The 19266-nt window shown below is 66.6% G+C and carries 18 protein-coding genes and 1 tRNA gene; 8 read left to right on the forward strand and 11 right to left on the reverse strand.

Annotated elements, in window-relative coordinates:
• Positions 1 to 83: 83 nt before the first annotated feature.
• Complete coding sequence (locus tag U1H99_RS10625) at positions 84 to 1196, forward strand: catalase family protein (RefSeq protein ID WP_323141699.1); 1113 nt, start codon at positions 84 to 86, stop codon at positions 1194 to 1196.
• Between the two features lie 11 nt (positions 1197 to 1207).
• Complete coding sequence (locus U1H99_RS10630) at positions 1208 to 1594, forward strand: hypothetical protein (protein WP_323141700.1); 387 nt, start codon at positions 1208 to 1210, stop codon at positions 1592 to 1594.
• Between the two features lie 129 nt (positions 1595 to 1723).
• Here the strand turns inward: U1H99_RS10630 and U1H99_RS10635 are convergent.
• From U1H99_RS10635 to fdnG, 7 genes are all read right to left on the reverse strand, one after another.
• A tRNA-Sec gene (locus U1H99_RS10635) sits at positions 1724 to 1819 on the reverse strand.
• A gap of 77 nt (positions 1820 to 1896) precedes the next feature.
• The gene (gene selB / locus U1H99_RS10640) at positions 1897 to 3789 is read right to left on the reverse strand and encodes a selenocysteine-specific translation elongation factor (RefSeq protein ID WP_323141701.1); all 1893 of its coding nucleotides are present in this window, start codon (positions 3787 to 3789) and stop codon (positions 1897 to 1899) included.
• Positions 3786 to 5207 carry an L-seryl-tRNA(Sec) selenium transferase gene (selA, locus tag U1H99_RS10645; RefSeq protein ID WP_323141702.1) on the reverse strand — a complete coding sequence of 474 codons (1422 nt, stop codon included), beginning with the start codon at positions 5205 to 5207 and terminating at the stop codon, positions 3786 to 3788. The genes selB and selA overlap by 4 nt, the downstream gene beginning before the upstream one ends.
• Before the next feature lie 16 nt (positions 5208 to 5223).
• Complete coding sequence (gene fdhE / locus U1H99_RS10650; protein WP_323141703.1) at positions 5224 to 6252, reverse strand: formate dehydrogenase accessory protein FdhE; 1029 nt, start codon at positions 6250 to 6252, stop codon at positions 5224 to 5226.
• 230 nt (positions 6253 to 6482) lie between these two features.
• A complete protein-coding gene (locus U1H99_RS10655; RefSeq protein WP_323141704.1) occupies positions 6483 to 7166 on the reverse strand; it encodes a formate dehydrogenase subunit gamma in 684 nt (227 codons plus the stop codon).
• A complete protein-coding gene (fdxH, locus tag U1H99_RS10660; protein ID WP_323141705.1) occupies positions 7156 to 8076 on the reverse strand; it encodes a formate dehydrogenase subunit beta in 921 nt (306 codons plus the stop codon). The genes U1H99_RS10655 and fdxH overlap by 11 nt, the downstream gene beginning before the upstream one ends.
• Positions 8077 to 8095: 19 nt before the next feature.
• Positions 8096 to 11167 carry a formate dehydrogenase-N subunit alpha gene (fdnG, locus tag U1H99_RS10665; RefSeq protein ID WP_323141706.1) on the reverse strand — a complete coding sequence of 1024 codons (3072 nt, stop codon included), beginning with the start codon at positions 11165 to 11167 and terminating at the stop codon, positions 8096 to 8098.
• Positions 11168 to 11426: 259 nt separating this feature from the next.
• Here fdnG and fdhD point away from each other — a divergent pair, with 259 nt between their 5' ends.
• Together fdhD and U1H99_RS10675 are read left to right on the forward strand one after the other, a co-directional pair.
• Positions 11427 to 12224 carry a formate dehydrogenase accessory sulfurtransferase FdhD gene (gene fdhD, locus U1H99_RS10670; RefSeq protein ID WP_323141707.1) on the forward strand — a complete coding sequence of 266 codons (798 nt, stop codon included), beginning with the start codon at positions 11427 to 11429 and terminating at the stop codon, positions 12222 to 12224.
• 73 nt (positions 12225 to 12297) lie between these two features.
• Positions 12298 to 12618: an EthD family reductase gene (locus U1H99_RS10675; protein ID WP_141829971.1), complete on the forward strand. Its 321-nt coding sequence runs from the start codon at positions 12298 to 12300 to the stop codon at positions 12616 to 12618.
• A 19-nt stretch (positions 12619 to 12637) separates the two neighbouring features.
• On the opposite strand, the gene U1H99_RS10680 is transcribed toward U1H99_RS10675, so the two are convergent.
• Positions 12638 to 12988, reverse strand: coding sequence for a hypothetical protein (locus U1H99_RS10680; protein WP_323141708.1), 351 nt, complete (start codon positions 12986 to 12988; stop codon positions 12638 to 12640).
• Between the two features lie 181 nt (positions 12989 to 13169).
• Between U1H99_RS10680 and U1H99_RS10685 the strand changes: the two genes are divergently transcribed.
• The 4 genes from U1H99_RS10685 to U1H99_RS10700 all read left to right on the forward strand — a co-directional run bounded on the left by U1H99_RS10685 (position 13170) and on the right by U1H99_RS10700 (position 16738).
• A complete protein-coding gene (locus U1H99_RS10685) occupies positions 13170 to 13493 on the forward strand; it encodes a patatin-like phospholipase family protein (protein ID WP_323141709.1) in 324 nt (107 codons plus the stop codon).
• A gap of 123 nt (positions 13494 to 13616) precedes the next feature.
• Complete coding sequence (locus tag U1H99_RS10690) at positions 13617 to 14537, forward strand: patatin-like phospholipase family protein (protein WP_323141710.1); 921 nt, start codon at positions 13617 to 13619, stop codon at positions 14535 to 14537.
• 7 nt (positions 14538 to 14544) lie between these two features.
• The gene (locus tag U1H99_RS10695; protein WP_323141711.1) at positions 14545 to 15690 is read left to right on the forward strand and encodes a DSD1 family PLP-dependent enzyme; all 1146 of its coding nucleotides are present in this window, start codon (positions 14545 to 14547) and stop codon (positions 15688 to 15690) included.
• Positions 15691 to 15727: 37 nt separating this feature from the next.
• The gene (locus tag U1H99_RS10700; protein ID WP_323141712.1) at positions 15728 to 16738 is read left to right on the forward strand and encodes a LacI family DNA-binding transcriptional regulator; all 1011 of its coding nucleotides are present in this window, start codon (positions 15728 to 15730) and stop codon (positions 16736 to 16738) included.
• 39 nt (positions 16739 to 16777) lie between these two features.
• Here the strand turns inward: U1H99_RS10700 and U1H99_RS10705 are convergent, their stop codons facing one another.
• From U1H99_RS10705 to U1H99_RS10715, 3 genes are read right to left on the reverse strand one after another with little or no spacing between them, the layout of a single operon-like run.
• Positions 16778 to 17590, reverse strand: coding sequence for a transporter substrate-binding domain-containing protein (locus tag U1H99_RS10705; RefSeq protein WP_323141713.1), 813 nt, complete (start codon positions 17588 to 17590; stop codon positions 16778 to 16780).
• A gap of 11 nt (positions 17591 to 17601) precedes the next feature.
• A complete protein-coding gene (locus U1H99_RS10710; protein WP_323141714.1) occupies positions 17602 to 18534 on the reverse strand; it encodes an isoaspartyl peptidase/L-asparaginase in 933 nt (310 codons plus the stop codon).
• Positions 18531 to 19265, reverse strand: coding sequence for an amino acid ABC transporter ATP-binding protein (locus tag U1H99_RS10715; protein WP_323141715.1), 735 nt, complete (start codon positions 19263 to 19265; stop codon positions 18531 to 18533). Before U1H99_RS10715 ends, U1H99_RS10710 begins: the two co-directional genes overlap by 4 nt.
• Position 19266: the final 1 nt, after the last annotated feature.

Below are 19266 nucleotides of genomic sequence, written 5' to 3' on the forward strand. Positions count from 1 at the left end.
TCCGTCAAATACGTGCGCCGCTGCACAGACGGGTCGGTACGGCACAAGCATGATGGCATCTCCATAACCGAAAGCGAACGACCATGACGACTCCCGCTGAAATCCGTCCCATTCCCTACGCGCCGGCCTATGAGGTGCCGGAAGACGAGGAACAGGTCACCACCTTCGACCTGAAGGACACGATGCACGGCATCTCGGTCAAGACCTTCCAGGACTCCGGCCGTGCGATCCGCAGCGTGCACGCAAAGACGCACGGCCTGCTGGTCGGCGAACTGACCGTGGAAGGCGGCCTCGCGCCGGCCTACGCCCAGGGCCTGTTCGCCCAGTCCGGCCGCTACCCGGTCGTGATCCGCCTGTCGACCACGCCCGGCGACATCCTCAGCGACGACGTCTCGACGCCACGCGGGCTCTCGATGAAGGTGGTCGGCGTGCCCGGCAGCCGCGTCGAGGGCAGCGAGGATGCCACTACCCAGGACTTCGTGCTGGTCAACGGCCCGGTGTTTACCGCGCCGACCGCCAAGAAATTCCTGGGCAGCGCCAAGCTGCTGGCATCGACCACCGACAAGGTGCCTAACCTGAAGCGCGCCTTCTCGGCGGTCGCGCGCGGCGCCGAAAAGGTGATCGAGGCGGTCGGCGGCGAGAGTGCGACGCTGAAGTCGCTGGGTGGTCATCCGGAAACCAACCCGCTCGGCGAAACCTATTACAGCCAGGTGCCGATCCTGTTCGGCGACTACATGGCCAAGGTGTCGGTGGCGCCGGTCAGCCCGGATCTCACCGCGCTGAAGGATGCGCCGGTCGACCTGAAGGACAAGCCGGACGGCCTGCGCGACGCGGTGGTCGATTATTTCTCCGGCCACGGCGGCGAATGGGAACTGCGCGTCCAGCTGTGCACCGACATCGACAAGATGCCGATCGAGGACGCCTCGGTCGAATGGCCGGAAGACCTCAGTCCCTACGTCACGGTGGCGCGCCTGCGCGTCGCCCCGCAGGAAGCCTGGAGCGTCGAGCGGGCCCGGAAGATCGACGAAGGCATGCAATTCAACCCATGGCATGCGCTGGCCGCGCATCGCCCGCTGGGTTCCATCATGCGTGTACGCAAGGAAGTGTATGCAATGTCAAAACGCTTCCGCGCCGAGCGCAACGGTGTCGAGATCGCCGAGCCGAGCTCGGTCGACCATATTCTCGACAAACATTGAAAGGAACAACCATGAAGACCAAACTCGCAATCGTACTGGCCAGCTTGCTCGGCGCCGGCCTGGCCCAGGCCCAGAGCCACTCGGTGGCCAATTACTCTAACCCGCCCAACACCCAGGCCGACAGCAAGGCTGGCACCGACGCCACTCCGGGCCTGAGCGCCACCCATGCGCGCCAGGACGTGCATCACGCCAACCAGAACAAGCCGAACGGGAAGCACAAGAACATCGGCAAGGGCGTGAAGTCGAAGAACGGCGCCGATAGCGCCACCACCAACCAGCCCAAGCCAGGTGCGGAAGCAACGCTGCAGAAGGATCCTTCGGAGGCGCAGGATCCAGCGCAGCAGAAGGCGTTCAATTCGACGTCGTCGACGGGCTCGAGCACTTCGGGTTCGAAGTAATCATCTTCTCGGCCGAGGTAATAATCGGCTCGGCCGGCAGGTGCTGCATATAGCAGTGCCTGCGACCGAAGCACGTCGCCCCTGCCTGCGCAGGGGCGACGTTTATGCGCTAGCTATAGGGAAGAAGACTGGCGGAAGGCAGAAAGAGTCGAACTTACAGGAGAGCGGCTGACGCCCCCCACTGGGTTTGAAGCCCAGCCCCATCACCGGATGAGAATGCCTTCCTTATGTGCCGGTTTGATGCCGGCTTTGCGGTACTGAACCGGGGTCAGAGCCCAATCGTCAAAACCGGGCTCTGACCCCTACTGCCAACTGACCTGCGGACGCAGCATGTGGCTGTTGCGGACGCGGCGAGTATAGCCGACGCGGTCGAAAAACTCCAGAATCTGGATCGCGCGCTTGCGTCCCAGGCCGGTGGCGTCGCGGAAGGTGGCGGCCTGCACGTCCGGCAGGCCGGCCACGATGTGCGCCAGTTCGGCCAGCGGCGCCGGATGGTAGAACAGGTCGGGCACCACCTGGCTCAATTGACCCGCGCGCGCCAGCTTGCGCAGCAGCGCGCGCACGGCATCTTCCGCCACATTGTAGGTCTTGGCCAGGTCGCGTACCCAGGGCGGATCGTAGCGGCCGGCCTGCAGCGCCGGCAGCAGGCGTGCGGCCAGCGCTTCTTCGGGCGCGCTGAGAGCCACGCTGTGCCCCGGCAGGTGCAGGCTGTGGCCGGTGCGGGCCAGTGTTCCGGCGTCCAGCATGCGCGCCGTGAGGCCGCTCCACAGGGCGTCGCTCGCATCCGGCGCCGCCATGCGCTTCAGGCGCCACAGTTCCGGGCCGGCTTCGTCGGGCTGGCGCGCATGGAAGTCGGCCAGCACGGCCAGCACCTTGTCTTGCAGCGGCGCCAACATCGCCGGATCGACCAGCAAGGTGTCGCCGCCGGGCAGCGGCAGGCGCAGCGTGTCGGGCGGCAGTGCCAGCCACTCCAGCGGCACTTGGGTCAGGCGCACCAGCTCGGCGCCGCTCAGGCCCGAGGCACTGGCGCGCAGCAGCGGCGCGGCGTCGCCGTCGTCGACGAAGGCGGCCAGCGCGTCCAGCCAGGCCAGGCGCGCCGGGCTCCGGCGCTTGCGCGCTGCGCCGAACGGGTCGAGCACGACGCCGCCGCCGATGGTCTGGGTGGCCTGGGCATTGCGCAGCACGAAGCGGTCGCCCGGCACCGCGTGCAGCGCCTGCTCGAACACCAGCTGCACGCGGCCGCGCTGGCCGGCCTGCAGCTGCTCGGCGTCGAGCGGCACCACGTTGGCGGTATGGTGGGCAGCGCCGATGTGCACGTGCACCGGGCTCCAGGCTTTCAGGGCGGCGCCGGCATCGTCCAGCAATTGCAAGTCGACGTCGAGGCGCTCCGAGCACGCGCCCATGCGCGGGTCGACGATCCAGGTGCCGCGTTCGATGTCTTCGCGCGCCACGCCGGCCAGGTTCAGCGCCAGGCGCTGGCCGGCCAGGCCGCGGTCGGCGGCGCGGTTCTGGGCGTGGACCGCGCGCACGCGCGCCTGGCGGCCCGAAGGCGCCAGCACCACGCTGTCGCCGATGGCGACACTGCCCGCCAGCGCGGTGCCGGTGACGACCGTGCCCTGGCCGGACAGCGTGAACACGCGGTCGACGCCGAGGCGGAACAGGCGCGCCTCGTCGCGCGCCGGCAGGGACGCTTCCAGTGCGCGCAGGTGGGCCAGCAGGGCGGCCACGCCGGGGTCGCCCGGGTCCGTAGCGCGAGTGGCGAACATCGGCGCGCCGGCGAAAGGCGTCGCCGCCAGAAGGGCGCGGATCTCGCCTTCGACCTCCGTGATGCGCTGGGCATCGGCGCGGTCGGCCTTGGTCAGCGCCACCACGCCGCGGCGCACGCCGAGCAGTTGCAGGATGGTCAGGTGTTCGCGTGTCTGCGGCATTACGCCGTCATCTGCCGCCACCACCAGCAGGGCGACGTCGATGCCGGTCACGCCGGACGCCATGGTGCGGATGAATTTTTCGTGGCCGGGCACGTCGATGATGCCCAGCACGTGGCCGTCCGACTGCGACGGTAAATAGGCGTAGCCGAGTTCGATCGAGATGCCGCGCGCCTTTTCTTCCTTCAAGCGGTCGGTGTCGACTCCGGTCAGGGCGCGTGTCAGCGTGGTCTTGCCATGGTCGATATGGCCTGCAGTGCCGAAGATCATGCTGCCGAGGACGCCAGCTGCGCCAGTTGGCGGATGAACACGTCGCGCTGCGGCTCCTCGAGGCAGCGCAGGTCCAGCCACAGGGTGTCGTCGGCGATGCGGCCGACCACCGGACGCGGCAGGGCGCGAAGGCGCCGTTCCAGCACGCCGAGCGGATTGCCGCGCACGCCAGCCCCGGCGCGGATCGCCAGGCCATAGCTCGGCAAGCGGTCCACCGGCAGGGCGCCGCTGCCGATCTGGCTGCTCATCGGCGCGGCCGCCACCTTGTAAGCGGTGCCGAGCGCTTCCTGCAGCGGCGCCTGCAGCGCTTCGGCCAGCGCGCGCATGGCGGCCGCCGGACGGGTCAGCAGGCGCAGCGTGGTCAGGCGCTCGGGCAACAGGTCGGGCGCGCGGTACAGGTTCAGCACCGGCTCCAGTGCCGCCAGCGTCAGTTTCGATACGCGCAGCGCGCGTTTCAGCGGGTTCTTCTTGATCGCCGCGATCAGGTCGGCGCGGCCGGCGATGATGCCGCATTGCGGGCCGCCGAGCAGCTTGTCGCCGCTGAAGGTGACCAGGTCGGCCCCGGCCGCGATGGTTTCCTTGACCGTGGTCTCGTGCGGCAAGCCGTAGCGCTCCAGGTCGACCAGCGTGCCGCTGCCGAGGTCGACGGCGATCGGGATGCCGCGCTCGCGCGCCAGCGGCGCCAGTTCGGCCACCGTGACTTCCTTGGTGAAGCCGGTGATCGCGTAATTGCTGGTATGGACCTTGAGCAGCATCGCGGTCTGTGCACCGGCGAATTCTGCATAGTCCTTCAGGTGGGTGCGGTTGGTGGTGCCGACTTCGCGCAGGATGGCGCCGGCGCGGGTCATGATGTCGGGGATGCGGAAGGCGCCGCCGATCTCGACCAGCTCGCCGCGCGAGACGATCACTTCGCGGCCGGCGCCGAGCGCGTTCAGCATCAGCAGCACGGCCGCCGCATTATTGTTGACGATGGTGACGGCTTCGGCCCCGGTCAGCGCGCGCAGCTGGGCCTCGACCAGGTTGTCGCGGTCGCCGCGGCTGCCGGTCTCGAGGTCCCATTCCAGGTTCATCGGCCAGCGCAATGCTTCGACCACGGCCTGCACCGCTTCATCGGGCAGCAGCGCGCGCCCGAGGTTGGTGTGCAGGACGGTGCCGGTCAGGTTGAACACCGGGACCAGTTTCGAAGCGTTGTTGCTGCGCAGGCGCGCGTCCAGCAGCGCCAGCAGCGCGGCCGGCGCCGTATCGAGCGCTTCGCCGGCCAGCAGGCGCGCCCGCACCTCGCTCAGCACGGTACGCAGCGTCTCGACGCTCTGTTCGCGCCCGTATTGCGCCAACAGCGCTGCGCAGGCCGGATCGTCCAACAGCACGTGCACAGCAGGCAAGCGCAGGTTGGGAGGTGCCGCACCATCGGCCGCCATTACGCTTGTTCCTTCATCATGCGTCTTCCTTGAGCCACAGCAGCGGGTTACCGCTGGCGCGTGCATAACCCGCTTCCGACACCAGCACGTCCAGCATCATGCTGGCCAGGTCGTCCGCCACCGGCTCGACGTGGAAATCGTGTTCCTGGTTGAAGATCTTGCGGTAGGTGTGGCAGTCGTCGCAGGTTTCGGCGCGCGCGACCTTGGACGGGTCCATGTTCTTGTAGCCCGACTTGCCGGCCTTGGCGGCGGCTTCGTTCTCGAGTTGCGGGTCCTCGTCCTTGCCGATCAGGCCCTGGTAGGCGATCTTGCCGTTCGATTCGCAGCACGAGCACTTTACGCGCACCATGTGCCATTCGCTTTCGCAGACGCTGCAGTGCAGGTAGCGGTAACCCTGCGACTGGCCGCCGATCCTTACCACGCTGGCAACCGGATGCGAACCGCACACCGGGCACAGGGTGCTCGTGACCAGCGGCTGGGCCCAGGCGGCATCCAGCTGGCCGGCCATCAGGCTCCAGGTGACTTGCAGGGCCGCCGCGATGAACGGCGCGCGCAGCGGGTCGGCGCCTTCGTCGAAGCTGCCGAGGATGGCGTCGGCGATGCCTTCCAGCTCGGCGCTCGGGGTGGCGCGCAGGCTGGCGACGGCCGGCGCCAGCTGCGGCGGGGCATCCTTGGCGGCTTCGAGCGCGTCGAGCAGACTGGCGAACACGCCGAGCCAGACGGCGGGACGGGCGCCGGTGGCCGGCAGTGGCGGCATGTTGTGGTCGTGCGCGAGCTTCAGCGCGCTGTCGTCCGGCAGCGCGACGCCGGTAGCGCCCAGGCGCGTAACGACGCTGTGCTGGGCGTCGGCGACGCAAGCCATCAGGGTCAGGTAGCCCTTGAGGGCTTCCTCGACCGGAATGCCGGGCACGTCGCCGGCGGCCAGGGCGCGCAGGCGCGCGGCGCGGGCCTGGTAGAGGGACGCCGGGTGCGGCAGCAGCAGGCGCGGGATGGCGTTGTGATCGAGGCTTTCGATCTCGCCGGGTTGGAGTAGACGTTGTACCAAGGGAATCTCTCGACTAAAAACAAAGGCCGGGTCGCGTCGGCGAACCCGGCCTATTCTAAATGAATGGTGCGAAGTGCGTTGGAAGCCGCTTTTGTTGGCTCTCGAACGTCGTTCCCGCGGAGGCGGGAACCCAAGTTGCGCGCGTTACCGAACTGCGTGCAACTTGGATCCCCGCCTTCGCAGGGATGACGTTCGAGGGCTAACGCAGCAATCAAGCCACCACGATGGCCTTAATGACCGCTATCACCCTTCTTCATCACCTCTTCGAACCACTTCGGATGGTGCTTGCGCGCCCAGCCGTAGCTGACGAAGCCGCGCGTCATCGCGCCGATCGAGCCCTTGATCCACAGGCCGGCGTAGATGTGCACGATGATCGCCGTGATGATCACGAAGGCGAAGAACGCATGCATCAGCGACGAGAAGCGGATCAGGCCGATCGGGAAGAAGTGCGAGAACCACTCGCGCCAGATCACGATGCCCGACAGCAGCAGCACGATCATGCACACCACCAGCGTGAAGAACAGCATCTTCTGGCCGGCGTTGTACTTGCCGATGCGCGGCAGCTTGTCCTCGCGGTTGGCCAGTACGTCGCCAATCTGCTTCAGCCACTGCTTGTCGCCGTCCTCGAACTTGTTGTGGGCACGCATGCGCAGTGCCAGCAGCATGAACGAGACGAACATCACCACACCGAAGAACGGGTGCAGGATGCGGGTCCATTGGCCGCCGCCGAACAGCAGCGCCAGCCACGACATGGCCGGATGGAACATGGCCAGGCCGGTCAGCGCCAGCACGATGAAGCAGATCGCCGTCAGCCAGTGATTGCTGCGTTCGTTGGCCGTGTAGCGCTGGATGACCGGATTGCCGTCCTTGTCATGGCGCAACTTGATCAGGTTGCCGTCTTGATCACGCTTCATGCTTTTCCCCTTTCAACTGGCGGGCTTCATGCAGCGCCTCGGCTTCCTCGTCCTTGCTGACCTCGTTCGGGCCGACGCGGGTGTAGTGGAAGAACCCGGCGACCGCGGCCGCCGCCATACCCAGCAGGGCCAGCGGCTTGGTGGCGCCTTTCCACAGACCGACCATCGGGCTGATCGACGGATTGTTCGGCAGGCCGTGGTACAGCGCCGGACGGTCCGCGTGGTGCAGCACGTACATCACGTGGGTGCCACCCACGCCGGCCGGGTCGTACAGGCCGGCGTTCTCGTAGCCGCGTTCCTTCAGGTCTTCGATACGGCTGGCAGCGTGTTCCTTCATCGCCACCTTGGTACCGAACACGATGGCGCCGGTTGGGCAGGTCTTGACGCAAGCCGGTTCCTGGCCGACAGCCACGCGGTCCGAGCACAGGGTGCACTTGTAGGCGCGGTTGTCTTCCTTCGAGATGCGCGGAATGTTGAACGGGCAGCCGGTGACGCAATAGCCGCAGCCGATACAGTTTTCCTCGTGGAAGTCCACGATGCCGTTGTTGTACTGCACGATCGCGCCCGGCGACGGGCAAGCCTTGAGGCAGCCCGGCTCTTCGCAGTGCATGCAGCCGTCCTTGCGGATCAGCCACTCGAGGTTGCCGTCGTTGGTCTCGTGCTCAGCAAAGCGCATCACGGTCCACGACTTCGGGGTCAGGTCGAGCGGGTTGTCATACACGCCCGCGTTGACGCCGACTTCGTCGCGCACGTCGTTCCATTCCATGCAGGCGGTCTGGCAAGCCTTGCAGCCGATGCACTTCGAGACGTCGATCAGCTTGGCGACCTCGCCGGCCGCCGGATGACGATTGGTCGGCGGTACCGTCGTGGTAGCGGAAACCCGCTTGATATCCAAAGATTGTAATGCCATAAATATTCTCTCGGGAGCCTTATGCCTTCTCGACTTTCACCAGGAACGACTTGAATTCCGGGGTCTGCGAGTTGCCATCGCCCACGACGGGGCTCAGCGTGTTGGTCAGGTAGCCAGGCTTGGTCAGGCCCTTGAAACCGAAGTGCAGCGGAATGCCCACGGTATGGGTTTCCTTGCCGTCGATCTTGAGCGACTTGATCCGCTTGGTCACCACGACCTTCGAAATGATATGGCCGCGCTTCGAGCTCACCTTCACCGTCTGGCCGCTGCTGACGCCGATCTGCTTGGCCAGGGCTTCGCCGATCTCGACGAACTGCTCGGGCTGGATAATCGCATTCAGGCGCACGTGCTTGGTCCAGAAGTGGAAGTGCTCGGTCAGGCGGTAGGTCGTTGCCACCACCGGGAACTCCTGCGCCGTGCCGAACTGCGCACGGTCACCCGGGAACACGCGGGCGCCCGGATTGCTGGTCGCCTTTGGATTGTTCGGGTGCATCAGGTTCTTGCCGACCGGGTTCTCGAACGGCTCGTAGTGCTCGGGGAACGGACCTTCGTTCATCTGGCCGCGGGCGAAGAAACGCGCCACGCCTTCGGCGTTCATGATGAACGGGTTCATGCCGTTGGCCGGATCCTCGTCCAGCTTGAAGTCCGGCACGTCCGGACCGCTCCAGGTCGCACCGTTCCAGGCCACCAGCTTGCGCTTCGGGTCGAACGGCTTGCCCTTGATGTCCGCCGAGGCACGGTTGTACAGCACGCGGCGGTTGGCCGGCCATGCCCACGCCCAGTTCAGGGTGTTGCCGATACCGGTCGGGTCGCTGTTGTCGCGGCGGCCCATCTGGTTGCCGGCCTGGGTCCAGCTGCCGCACCAGATCCAGTTGCCCGAGGCGGTCGAGCCGTCGTCGCGCAACAGGCCGAAGCTACCCAGCTGCTCGCCTTTCTTGGCCAGCACCTTGGTCGGGTCTTTCGGATCGAGCACGTCGGCCAGCGCCTTGCCGTTGAACTCCATCGCGAGTTCTTCCGGGGTCGGGCTGCTCGGTTTGGCATACGGCCAGGTCAGATTGACGATCGGGTCCGGGAACTTGCCGCCGTCCTTCACGTACGCCTGCTTCATGCGCAGGAACAGCTCGGACATGATCTCGATGTCCGAACGTGCCTTGCCCGGCGGCTCGACGCCTTGCCAGTGCCACTGCAGCACGCGCGACGACGACACCAGCGAACCGCGCTCTTCGGCGAAGCAGGTGGTCGGCAGGCGGAACACTTCGGTCTGGATCTGGCTTGGGTCGACTTTGTGGAACTCGCCGTGCGATTTCCAGAACTCGGCGGTTTCCGTTTCCAGCGGGTCCATGATCACCAGCCACTTCAGCTTGGCCAGCGCTTCGGTGGTCTTCTGCTTGTTCGGGGCCGACGCGATCACGTTGAAGCCCTGGCAGATGTAACCGTTCATCTTGCCCTGGTGCATCAGCTCGATCGCCTGCAGCAGGTCGTACGGCTTGTCCAGCTTCGGCAGGTAGTCGAAGGCGAAGTTGTTGTCGGTGGTGGCAGCATCGCCCCACCAGGTCTTCATCAGCGAGACGTGGAACTTCTTGTAGTTCTGCCAGTAGCTCAGCTGGTTGGGACGCAGCGGCTTTGAGGCGCGTGCCTCGATGAACTTGCCGAAGTCCTGTTCCGCTTCGAACGGCAGTGTCATGTAGCCGGTCAGCAGGTTCGACATCAGGCCGAGGTCAGTCAGGCCCTGGATGTTCGAGTGGCCGCGCAGCGCGTTCATGCCGCCGCCTGCCGCGCCGATGTTACCCAGCAGCAGCTGGACCATCGCGCCGAGGCGGATGGTCTGGGCGCCGGTCGAGTGGTGGGTCCAGCCCAGCGCGTACAGGATGGTCGCGACACGGCCCGGGACCGCGGTCGATGCCAGGGTCTCCGCCACTTTCTGGAACTGTTCCGGCGCCACGCCGCAGATCTGCTGCACTTTTTCCGGCGTATAGCGGGAATAGTGCTGCTTCATCAGCTGGTACACGCAGCGCGGGTGCTGCATGGTCGGATCGACCTTGGCGAAACCGTCTTCGCCGATCTCGTAGTTCCAGCTCGTCTTGTCGGTGTACTTGCCGGCCTTCTCGTCGTAACCCGAGAAGATACCGTCGTTGAACTGGTAATCCTCGCGCACGATGAAGGACATGTCCGTGTAGTTCTGGACATACTCGTGCTGGATCTTGTCGTTCGTCAGCAGATAGTTGACGATCGCACCCAGGAATACGATGTCCGTGCCGGTACGCGTCGAGACGTGGAAGTCGGCGACGGACGCGGTACGGGTAAAGCGCGGGTCGACCACGACCAGCTTCGCTTTATTGTGGGCCTTTGCTTCGGTGACCCATTTGAAACCACACGGGTGTGCTTCAGCGGCATTGCCGCCCATGACGAGGATGACATCGGCGTTCTTGATGTCTACCCAGTGATTCGTCATCGCACCACGGCCAAACGTCGGGGCAAGACCTGCCACCGTCGGACCGTGTCAAACACGCGCCTGGTTATCGAATGCGAGCATACCCAAAGACCGGATCGTCTTGTGGGTAATGTATCCTGCTTCATTGCTGGCAGCCGATGCGGCCAGCATGCCGGTGGTGAGCCAGCGGTTGACGGTCTTGCCGTCCGGGGTCTGCTCGATGAAGTTCGCGTCGCGGTCTTCCTTCATCAGCTTGGCGATACGGTCGAGGGCCTTGTCCCACGAGATCTTGGTCCACTCGTTGCTGCCCGGTGCGCGGTATTCCGGCTCCAGCAGGCGGCTCGGGCTGTGGATGAAATCGACCAGCGAAGCGCCTTTCGGGCACAGGGTGCCGCGGTTGACCGGGTGGTCCGGGTCGCCTTCAATGTGGATGATCGAGGCCGCAGCGTTTTTCGCGCCGTCGCCAAGGCCATACATCAGGATGCCGCAACCGACGGAGCAGTAGGGGCAGGTATTACGGGTTTCAGTCGTGCGGGCCAGCTTGTACTGCCGGACTTCGGCCAATGCCGTAGCCGGGGTAAAGCCGAGCACTGCCAGACTGGAACCCGCGATCGTCGCGCCAGAAACCCGAAGGAACTGGCGCCGTGACATCTGGTTCATGAATAATCCTTCTAACGGGAAAGTATTGCTCCGCTACTTTACCACTCTATAGAAACCTTGGTGCTACCATGTTCGAAAACAGGTCTGTATGGACGGAAAAATACGTAGTATCCACAACGTTTCTCCGTGGCTTTGTGTATTGCTTTGCAACCATTAGTTAGCTGATTTTCTTTTGATGAAACTACCGATTACAAATGATTCCGAACAAGAATCGACCGGAGAATTGCCGAAAACGGCGCAAGCACGCCGTGTAGCGCGGATGAAACACGGCGTGCTGAGTGAGGCCGACGACCTCGTTGTCGAGGAGCATCCCATTGCGATGACGTATAACGGGATATCACACGCAGTGATGATGGCCACCCCGGCCGACCTCGAGGATTTCGCGCTCGGCTTCTCGCTCAGCGAAGGCATCATTGCCCATCCGGGCGAGTGCTACGGCGTCGATGTCGTCAACGGCGCCGGCGGCATCACGGTCGAGATCGAGATCGCCAGCGGCGCGTTCATGGAGCTCAAGGAGCGCCGCCGTACGCTGGCCGGCCGTACCGGCTGCGGCCTGTGCGGGGTCGACAGCCTCGACCAGGTGTGCCGGCCGCTCCCGACGCTGGCGCGCGCGCAAGGCTTCAATACAGAAGGCGTGCGGCGCGCATTGAGCGAGATCGGCCCACGCCAGGCGCTGACCCGCCTGACCGGCGCCGCCCACGCGGCCGCGTGGTGCGGCATGGATGGCGAACTGCGCATCGTGCGCGAAGACGTCGGCCGCCACAATGCCCTCGACAAGGTGATCGGCGCGATGACGCGCGCCAAGGCCGCCCCTGGGGATGGCTTCCTGCTGATTACGAGCCGGGTCAGCTTCGAGATGGCGCAGAAGGCCAGCCTGGCCGGCGTGTCGGCGCTGGTCGGCATGTCGGCGCCGACGCTGGCCGCGGTCGAACTGGCGGAGACGGCCGGCATGACGCTGCTGGCGTTTGCGCGCGGCAGCGATTTCGTCTGCTACACGCATCCGGACGGCTTGCAACTGGACAGCGCTTGCCAATCGCCGCCGCCTGGCGCAGCATGAGTGTCCAGGATGATCCACCAGACGTGTCAACTAAGCGTGTTAACTAAGCGTGTCAACTACCAGGAGAGCGGCAATGATCAAGGTGAGCGTGATGTACCCGAACGGCCCGGACGCCCGTTTCGACACGGCCTACTACGTGGAGCGCCACATGCCGATGGTGAAGGAACGCATGGGCAGCCAGCTGCGCTACTACACGGTCGACGTGGCGCTCGCGCCTGGCTCGACCGATCCGAATGCGCCCTACATCGCGATGGGGCACCTGTTCTGCGACTCGGCCGAAGCCTTCCAGGCCGGCTTCGGGCCGCACACGCAGGAAATCATGGGCGATATTCCGAACTACACCAACCAGAAGCCGGTAATCCAGATGAGCTCGGTGGCAGTCGGCGCGCCCTGAGCGGCGCGGCGCCCCGGCTTCATCCCGACACCAGCGCCAGCAACTGGCGCCGGTCGTCCGGGCGCTGGACCTGGGCCGTAACCCGGTCCCACAGCAGGAACATGCCATAGGCCCACTGGGTCATCAGTTCGGCCTCGGCCGCCGGCTTGTCCGCTAGGCCGCCCAGCAGGCGCCCGATCTCGGCGCGCGCCTGTTCGGTCACGTGCTCGTAATTCCACTCATCCTTCGGCAGCATGCGCTGGCGCGCACGGTAGCGGCGCGCGCGCTCGGCATCGCTCATCGCATCATCCTTGGGTGGGCGGCCGCGCTTCTTGGCACGGTTCGGGTCAAGCGGGAGTTCGATGGTGCGCTGGTCTTCGGGATGCTTCATGAATCGGCGTGCGTCATTGTGGATGAGATCGATTATTCGTGATGCATCACGCGATAGCAAGCACCGCGCGCAAGTTCATTTATCGTGGCGCATCACGAAAAATGCGGGAGCCAGGCGGAGTCACCCTGGAACGCCGCGCCGATCCCCCTGCCTAAAGGAGATGTGCGAAAGGAGGGCGATCATGGCATCCAGGGACATTGCGATTGCATGCCAGGGCGGCGGCAGTCATGCGGCTTACACCGCCGGCGTGCTGCCGGTACTCTTGGGCGAATTCGACAACCTGGCGCGGGCCCATGCGGCCGCCGGCCAGGCGTACCTCGAATCGGGCACCGAAGGCGGCATGGAAGCGCCGGTACTGGTTGCCATGAGCGGCACCTCGGGCGGCGCCATCAGCGCCTTGCTGGGCTGGTACGGCTTCATCACCGGCGGTGCCGACGAAGCCAGGCGCCGGCTCGACGCTTTTGGGACAGTAACTCGGCCACGCACTGGGCCGAGGCCACGCTGAACCACTACGCGCGTGCCATCGGCGATGCCACGTCGATGTTCGGCCTGGACGTGAAATCCAGCCCGTACGCGCACACGATGCAGGGCCTGGAATGGTTCAGCGCTTGGTCCGGACAACCCGTGGATGCGGCCCGATTACTTCGCGCTGCCGCAGCTGCTGCGTCCCGCCGTCGATTGGCAACTGATCCACGCCTGGGGCGAGTTCGCCAGCCTTCCGCTGGAAGTGCGGCGTTGGGTCCGCAGTGAGCTGCAGGCGGCCATGTTCGCGCCGGACGCACCCTGCCAGCACAGCTACCGTGCCGAACGCTTGGCGATCGAACAGCGGATCGAGGACAAGCTGGGCGCCGCCGAACGCGTGTTGGACCGCATCGAGCGGCTCGGCCTCGGTGACGCCAGCCTGCTGGTTGCCGCCTTCGGCCGCTGGCAACCGCCGCCGCTGCGCTACGAGGCGCAGGCGCTGGAAGCGCTGGCCGGCGCGGTACAGGCGGTCACGCAATGCATCCCGCACCTGCTGATCGGCGCGGTCGAGCTGCACGAGGGCGATTTCGTGGCGTTCAGCTCGGAACGCGGGGGCGACGACGGCGGCATTTCGCTGGACGCCGTGCTGGCCTCGGCGGCGGTCCCCTGGCTGTTCCGGGCGCGCATCATGCGCGGCCTCGACCCGGACACGCTGGCGCCGCGCGAGCTGGCGCTGTGGGATGGGCTGTTCTCCCAGAATCCGCCGGTCAGGGATTTCCTGTCCGGGGTGCTGGACGAGGCCAAGAAGCCCGACGAGATCCGGGTAGTGCAGATCAACCCGGCCCAGGCCAAGGTCGAAGCCGGCGCAGCAGCGGGAAGCAGCGCAGTGGGAAGCGGCGCCAAGGCGGCTGCCTGCCGGCCGGCGGCGTGGCGGCGCTGGCCGACGCTACCCGTACCGGCGAGCGTGTGGAGGCGGCGCCGGCGACGACGCAGGTGCGTCACTGAGCGGCCACTGAGGGGGCGCGCATCGGGGAGTGTTCAAATCATGGGGTTGGCGCTAAGCTGTCCGCTTTCCATCATTTCATGATGTCCCCATGCCCACCACTCAGCATCACCCGAATGCCGCCCTGGCCGGCGTGCCCGGCAGCCGCCGGCGGCTCGACACGCCGGCCCTGCTGCTCGATCTCGATGCGATGACGGGCAACATCGCCCGCATGGCGCAGTTTGCGGCGGGCCGGGGCGTGGGGCTGCGGCCCCACGTCAAGACCCACAAGTCGGTCGAGATCGCGCGCCGCCAGCTGGCGGCCGGGGCCATCGGCCTGTCCTGCGTCACCCTCGGTGAAGCGGAGACGATGGCGGCGGCCGGACTGCCCGGCGTGCTGATCACCTCGCCGATCGTCACGGCCGGGAAGATCCGCCGCCTGGTCGAGCTGGCGTCGCGGGCGGCGCCGGGCGAGGTCATGGTGGTCGTGGATCATCCCCGCAACGTCGACGACCTGGCCGCGGCCGCCGGCGCGCTGGCGCATCCGCTGCACGTGCTGGTCGACTACGCGGCCGGTTACGGGCGCACCGGGGCGGCGGATGCCGCCGCGGTGCTGGCGCTGGCACGGCGCATCGAGAGCCATCCCACGCTGCGCCTGCGCGGACTGCAAGCCTATGCCGGCAACATCCAGCACATCGGCGAGCGCGAACGGCGCGCGGCCGCCGCCGCCGCGGTGCGGTCTTCGGTGCGCCAGGTCATCGACGCCGCATCGGCCGCCAACGTCCGCTTCGGGATCGTCACCGGCGGCGGCACCGGCAGCCACGACCTCGACGCGCACGACGACCTGTTCACCGAACTGCAGGTCGGCTCGTACGTGTTCATGGACGCCGACTACAGCGCGGTACTGGCCGAGGACGACTCGTCCACGGCCTTCGACGTGGCCCTGCTGGTGCAGGCCGCGGTGGTCAGCGTGAACCAGCCCAGTTCGGTCACCGTCGACGCCGGCACCAAGGCGTTCGCCACCGACAGCGGCGTGCCGCTGGTCGCGGGCGGACCACTGGCGGGCGCTGCCTACGTCTTTGCCGGCGACGAGCACGGCAGGCTGGCGGTGGATGGCGGCCGGCGTCCGCAACTGGGCGACCGGGTCGAATTCACGACCCCGCACTGCGACCCGACCGTCAACCTGCACGAGGTCTACCACGTGGTCAGCGGCGATACCCTGGTGGACATCTGGCCGGTGAATGCCCGTGGCCGCTGAGGGAGCGGCAGGTATAATCGCGCCCATGAGCGACCCAATGAGCGACTCCACGCGCGACAACCCGGCACCCGTCCCGGCACCGACCCTGTCCGACGTCGCCGCCCTGGCGGGCGTGTCGCGCGCGATCGCCTCGCGCGCGCTGTCGGCGCAGCCACGCCCGGTGTCGGCCGACAAGCGCGAACGCGTGCTGCGTGCGGCCGAGACGCTCGGGTTCCGCCCCAATTCACTGGCGCGCGGGCTGGCCAGCAAGACCGTCAACCTGGTCGCCATCCTGGTCAACCATATCCACGACCTGTCCGACCTCGACCTGTTCGACCTGCTGCTGGCCGACATCCAGGCGATCGGCAAGCAGGTGATCTTCATCCGCGTGGGCGCCGGCGGCGATGCCGAATCCTTCCTGCGCGACGGCGTCGCCTACCACGTCGATGCGGCGCTGGTGTTTTCCGACTTCGCCGACGCCGCCAGCGTGCGCCGCATGTTCCGCAACAATGCGGTGCTGATGCTGAACGGCCACCACGATCCGGGCGCGCCCTCGGTGACGATGGACGAAGACCAGGGCATCCGCGAAGCCGTGGCCGATGCGGCGGCCAAGGGCGTACGCAGCGCGCTGCTGCTGACCGGCCGCACGATGTCGCTGGTGGAGCAGGCGCGCATCGCTTCCTACCGCGCGGCGCTGGCGCAGCACGGCATCGACCTGCTGGGGGAGTTGGCGGGCGATTATTCGTATGCCAGCGGACGCGCCCTGGCGGACAGGATCGAGGTCGAGCGTACCGGCGCCGTGTTCTGCACCTCGGATGCGATGGCGATGGGGGTGCTGGATGCGCACCGCGCGCACTTTCCGCGGCACCGGCCGGCACGTTTCCGCCTGTACGGCTTCGACAACGTCTCGCTGACCCAGTTCGACGCCTATCCGATTTCCTCGATCGGCGCCGACAAGCGCGCGTATGTGGCGCAGATCGTGCGCATCCTGAACGGGCCGGCGCCGCTGGCGCAGAACAGCGAGCAGGTGCTGGTGCCGACCCGCTTCGTGCCGCGCCTCACGGGCTGACAGCAGTTGCATCGTGGGCACGGGGTGCCCACCCTACAATTATTTCACTTGCGGTGAGAGCGACGGCGGCACCGCTTTCGCACCCCACCACTTGCGGTAATTGGCGGCGTAGGCGCCGCTCCGCACGTAGTCGGCCACGAAGCCGTTCACGAACTGCAGCAGCGCCGGATCGTCCTTGGCCATCGCGATGCCGATCGGCGTGTTGCCGTACATCGCGGGCAGGGTCTCCAGCTGCGGGTTCTTGCTGGCCAGGTAGTCGAGCAGCGATGCATCCTCGATGCCGGCATCGGCGCGCTTCTGCTGCAGCAGCAGGACGCCGTCCGGCGCGAAGTTGTCGGTGTAGACCGGCACCGCCCCCGGCGCCGAGTGGCGCAGGAAGGCATCCGCCGTGGTGCCGCGGCCGACCACCACGCGCTTGCCGGCAAGGTCCGCCAGCGACTTGACGTGCGCGCTCTTCTGCGCGATCACGCGCAGGCCGGCCACGTTGTAGGGCATCGAGAAATCCACCACGCGGGCGCGCTGCGGCGTGATCGAGACGTTGGCCACCACCAGGTCGAGCTGCTTCGAACGCAGCATCGAGATACGGGCGTCGCTCGAGACGTCGGAAAAGCGCACCGGCACGCCCAGGCGCGCGGCCAGCTGCTTCGCGACGTCGACGTCGTAGCCGACCGGCTCGTTGGCGGCGTTGCGGAAGCCTACCGGCTCGCCGCCCAGCGAGACGCCGATGCGCACATAGCCGCGCGCCTTGATCTCCTCGATGCGGCCGGCCAGCGCCGATGTCACCATCAGCATCAACAGGGCGCCGGCGGCGCAGCGTCCCAGGGTCGTTTTCAGTGTCAGGCCGTGCTGCATGTGCTGTCCTTTCAGGGTTTGACGGTGGTGGCGACGCGCAGTTCGGGCGCGGCCATGCGCTCGTCCCAGTACCAATAGCGGATCTCGTCGTCGCAGCGGTAGTTGACCACCTGGTGATTGCCGCTGGCGTCCATCGCGTGAATGACGACGCCGGCCAGGAAGCCGGTCTTCAGTTCGGCCAGTTCTTCCACCGCCAGCTTGACCGCGTCTTCGAGCGTGTGCCCGAGCCGCAGCGCCAGCACGATGCTGCGCGAGGTCCCGCAGCGCATCGTCATCTCGCCGGTATGGGTACAGGCTGCCGCGCCATAGCGGCTGTCCGCATAGAAGCCGGCGCCGGGAATCGGCGAATCGCCCAGGCGCCCCGGATACTTCCAGGCCCAGCCCGAGGTCGAGGTGACCACGCCGATATTGGCGCCGGAATCGCGGCCCAGGAACACCGTGGTGTCGCGCACGCGCTCCGGGTCGGTGATCGTGTTGCTGAGCGGCGCCAGCGGGATGTCCGGGAAGGCCGCCAGCTGCTGCGGCGACATCTCCTTCTGCAGGCGCTCCCACCACACGCGCTTGCTATCCGGGTGCAGCACCTCGTCGAGCGCGAAACCGCGTTCGGTGGCAAAGCGCCGTGCTCCGGCGCCGGTCAGCATCACGTGCGGCAGGTGCTGCATCACTTCGTAGGCCAACGCCGAGACGGGCAGGGTGGCCGGCACCGCCCCGACCGCGCCGACGTCGCGCGTGGTGCCGTCCATGACACCGGCGTCGAACTCCATCTCGCCCAGCATGTTCGGCCAGCCGCCGTAGCCGACGCTGCGCACTTTGGCCTCGCGTTCGACCTTCGCGATGCCGCCGACCATGGCCGGGATGGCGGCGCCGCCCCCTTTCAGCAGGTCGACCGTGGTGTCGAAGCCGGGCCAGGCTTCGGCGTTCGCCAACAGCATTTTCATGTTCATGACTTGTTCATCTTTGACAAAAATTGGGCGATACGCGGCTGCGCCAGGCCGCCGTCGAGGGCGAAGAACTGCGCCGCCGGCAGGTCGGCCAGCAGCCGGCCGCCGTCGAGGAACACGATGCGGTCCGAGATCTCGCGCGCGAAGTCGATTTCGTGGGTCACGAACAGCATCGTGGTGCCGCTGCGCGCCAGTTTTCCGAGGATTGCCAGCACCTCGGCCGTCATCTCCGGATCGAGCGCGCTGGTGACTTCGTCCAGCAGCAGGTAGCGCGGCTGCATCGCCAGGGCGCGGCAGATGCCGACGCGCTGGCGCTGGCCGCCGGACAGCTGGGAGGGATACAGGTCGGCGCGCTCGGCGAGGCCGACCGAGGCGAGCAGCGCGCGCGCTTCCTGTTCGGCGCGGGCGCGCGGCACCTTGAGGACTTCGATCGGCGCCAGCGTGATGTTCTGCAGCGCCGTCATGTGCGGATACAGGTTAAACAGCTGGAACACGGTGCCCGAACAGCGGCGCGCCAGCTGCAGCCCCTTCGGATCGTCGACGCGATGGCCGTCGACCGAGATCGTGCCGCCGTCCAGCTTTTCGAGGCCGTTGATGCAGCGGATAAGGGTCGATTTGCCGGACCCGCTGGGGCCGAGGATGGACACGACTTCGCCTGGCGCGATGCGCAGGTCGATGCCGTCCAGGATGGTGTTGCCGCCGAAGCGCTTGGATACGCTTTCGATGTGGATCATG

Origin of the sequence: Massilia phyllosphaerae, from assembly GCF_034659755.1 — a bacterium.
GTDB classification, from domain to species: domain Bacteria; phylum Pseudomonadota; class Gammaproteobacteria; order Burkholderiales; family Burkholderiaceae_D; genus Telluria; species Telluria phyllosphaerae.

What these genes read in the sequence shown, in the direction of transcription:
- U1H99_RS10685 (WP_323141709.1), top strand. Translation starts at nt 13,170, where the DNA reads ATGGCATCCAGGGACATTGCGATTGCATGCCAGGGCGGCGGCAGTCAT.
- U1H99_RS10680 (WP_323141708.1), bottom strand. Translation starts at nt 12,988, where the DNA reads ATGAAGCATCCCGAAGACCAGCGCACCATCGAACTCCCGCTTGACCCG.
- U1H99_RS10700 (WP_323141712.1), top strand. Translation starts at nt 15,728, where the DNA reads ATGAGCGACTCCACGCGCGACAACCCGGCACCCGTCCCGGCACCGACC.
- U1H99_RS10690 (WP_323141710.1), top strand. Translation starts at nt 13,617, where the DNA reads ATGCGGCCCGATTACTTCGCGCTGCCGCAGCTGCTGCGTCCCGCCGTC.
- U1H99_RS10630 (WP_323141700.1), top strand. Translation starts at nt 1,208, where the DNA reads ATGAAGACCAAACTCGCAATCGTACTGGCCAGCTTGCTCGGCGCCGGC.
- U1H99_RS10625 (WP_323141699.1), top strand. Translation starts at nt 84, where the DNA reads ATGACGACTCCCGCTGAAATCCGTCCCATTCCCTACGCGCCGGCCTAT.
- fdxH (WP_323141705.1), bottom strand. Translation starts at nt 8,076, where the DNA reads ATGGCATTACAATCTTTGGATATCAAGCGGGTTTCCGCTACCACGACG.
- U1H99_RS10655 (WP_323141704.1), bottom strand. Translation starts at nt 7,166, where the DNA reads ATGAAGCGTGATCAAGACGGCAACCTGATCAAGTTGCGCCATGACAAG.
- selB (WP_323141701.1), bottom strand. Translation starts at nt 3,789, where the DNA reads ATGATCTTCGGCACTGCAGGCCATATCGACCATGGCAAGACCACGCTG.
- U1H99_RS10705 (WP_323141713.1), bottom strand. Translation starts at nt 17,590, where the DNA reads ATGCAGCACGGCCTGACACTGAAAACGACCCTGGGACGCTGCGCCGCC.
- fdhD (WP_323141707.1), top strand. Translation starts at nt 11,427, where the DNA reads ATGAAACACGGCGTGCTGAGTGAGGCCGACGACCTCGTTGTCGAGGAG.
- selA (WP_323141702.1), bottom strand. Translation starts at nt 5,207, where the DNA reads ATGGCGGCCGATGGTGCGGCACCTCCCAACCTGCGCTTGCCTGCTGTG.
- U1H99_RS10675 (WP_141829971.1), top strand. Translation starts at nt 12,298, where the DNA reads ATGATCAAGGTGAGCGTGATGTACCCGAACGGCCCGGACGCCCGTTTC.
- U1H99_RS10715 (WP_323141715.1), bottom strand. Translation starts at nt 19,265, where the DNA reads ATGATCCACATCGAAAGCGTATCCAAGCGCTTCGGCGGCAACACCATC.
- U1H99_RS10695 (WP_323141711.1), top strand. Translation starts at nt 14,545, where the DNA reads ATGCCCACCACTCAGCATCACCCGAATGCCGCCCTGGCCGGCGTGCCC.
- U1H99_RS10710 (WP_323141714.1), bottom strand. Translation starts at nt 18,534, where the DNA reads ATGAACATGAAAATGCTGTTGGCGAACGCCGAAGCCTGGCCCGGCTTC.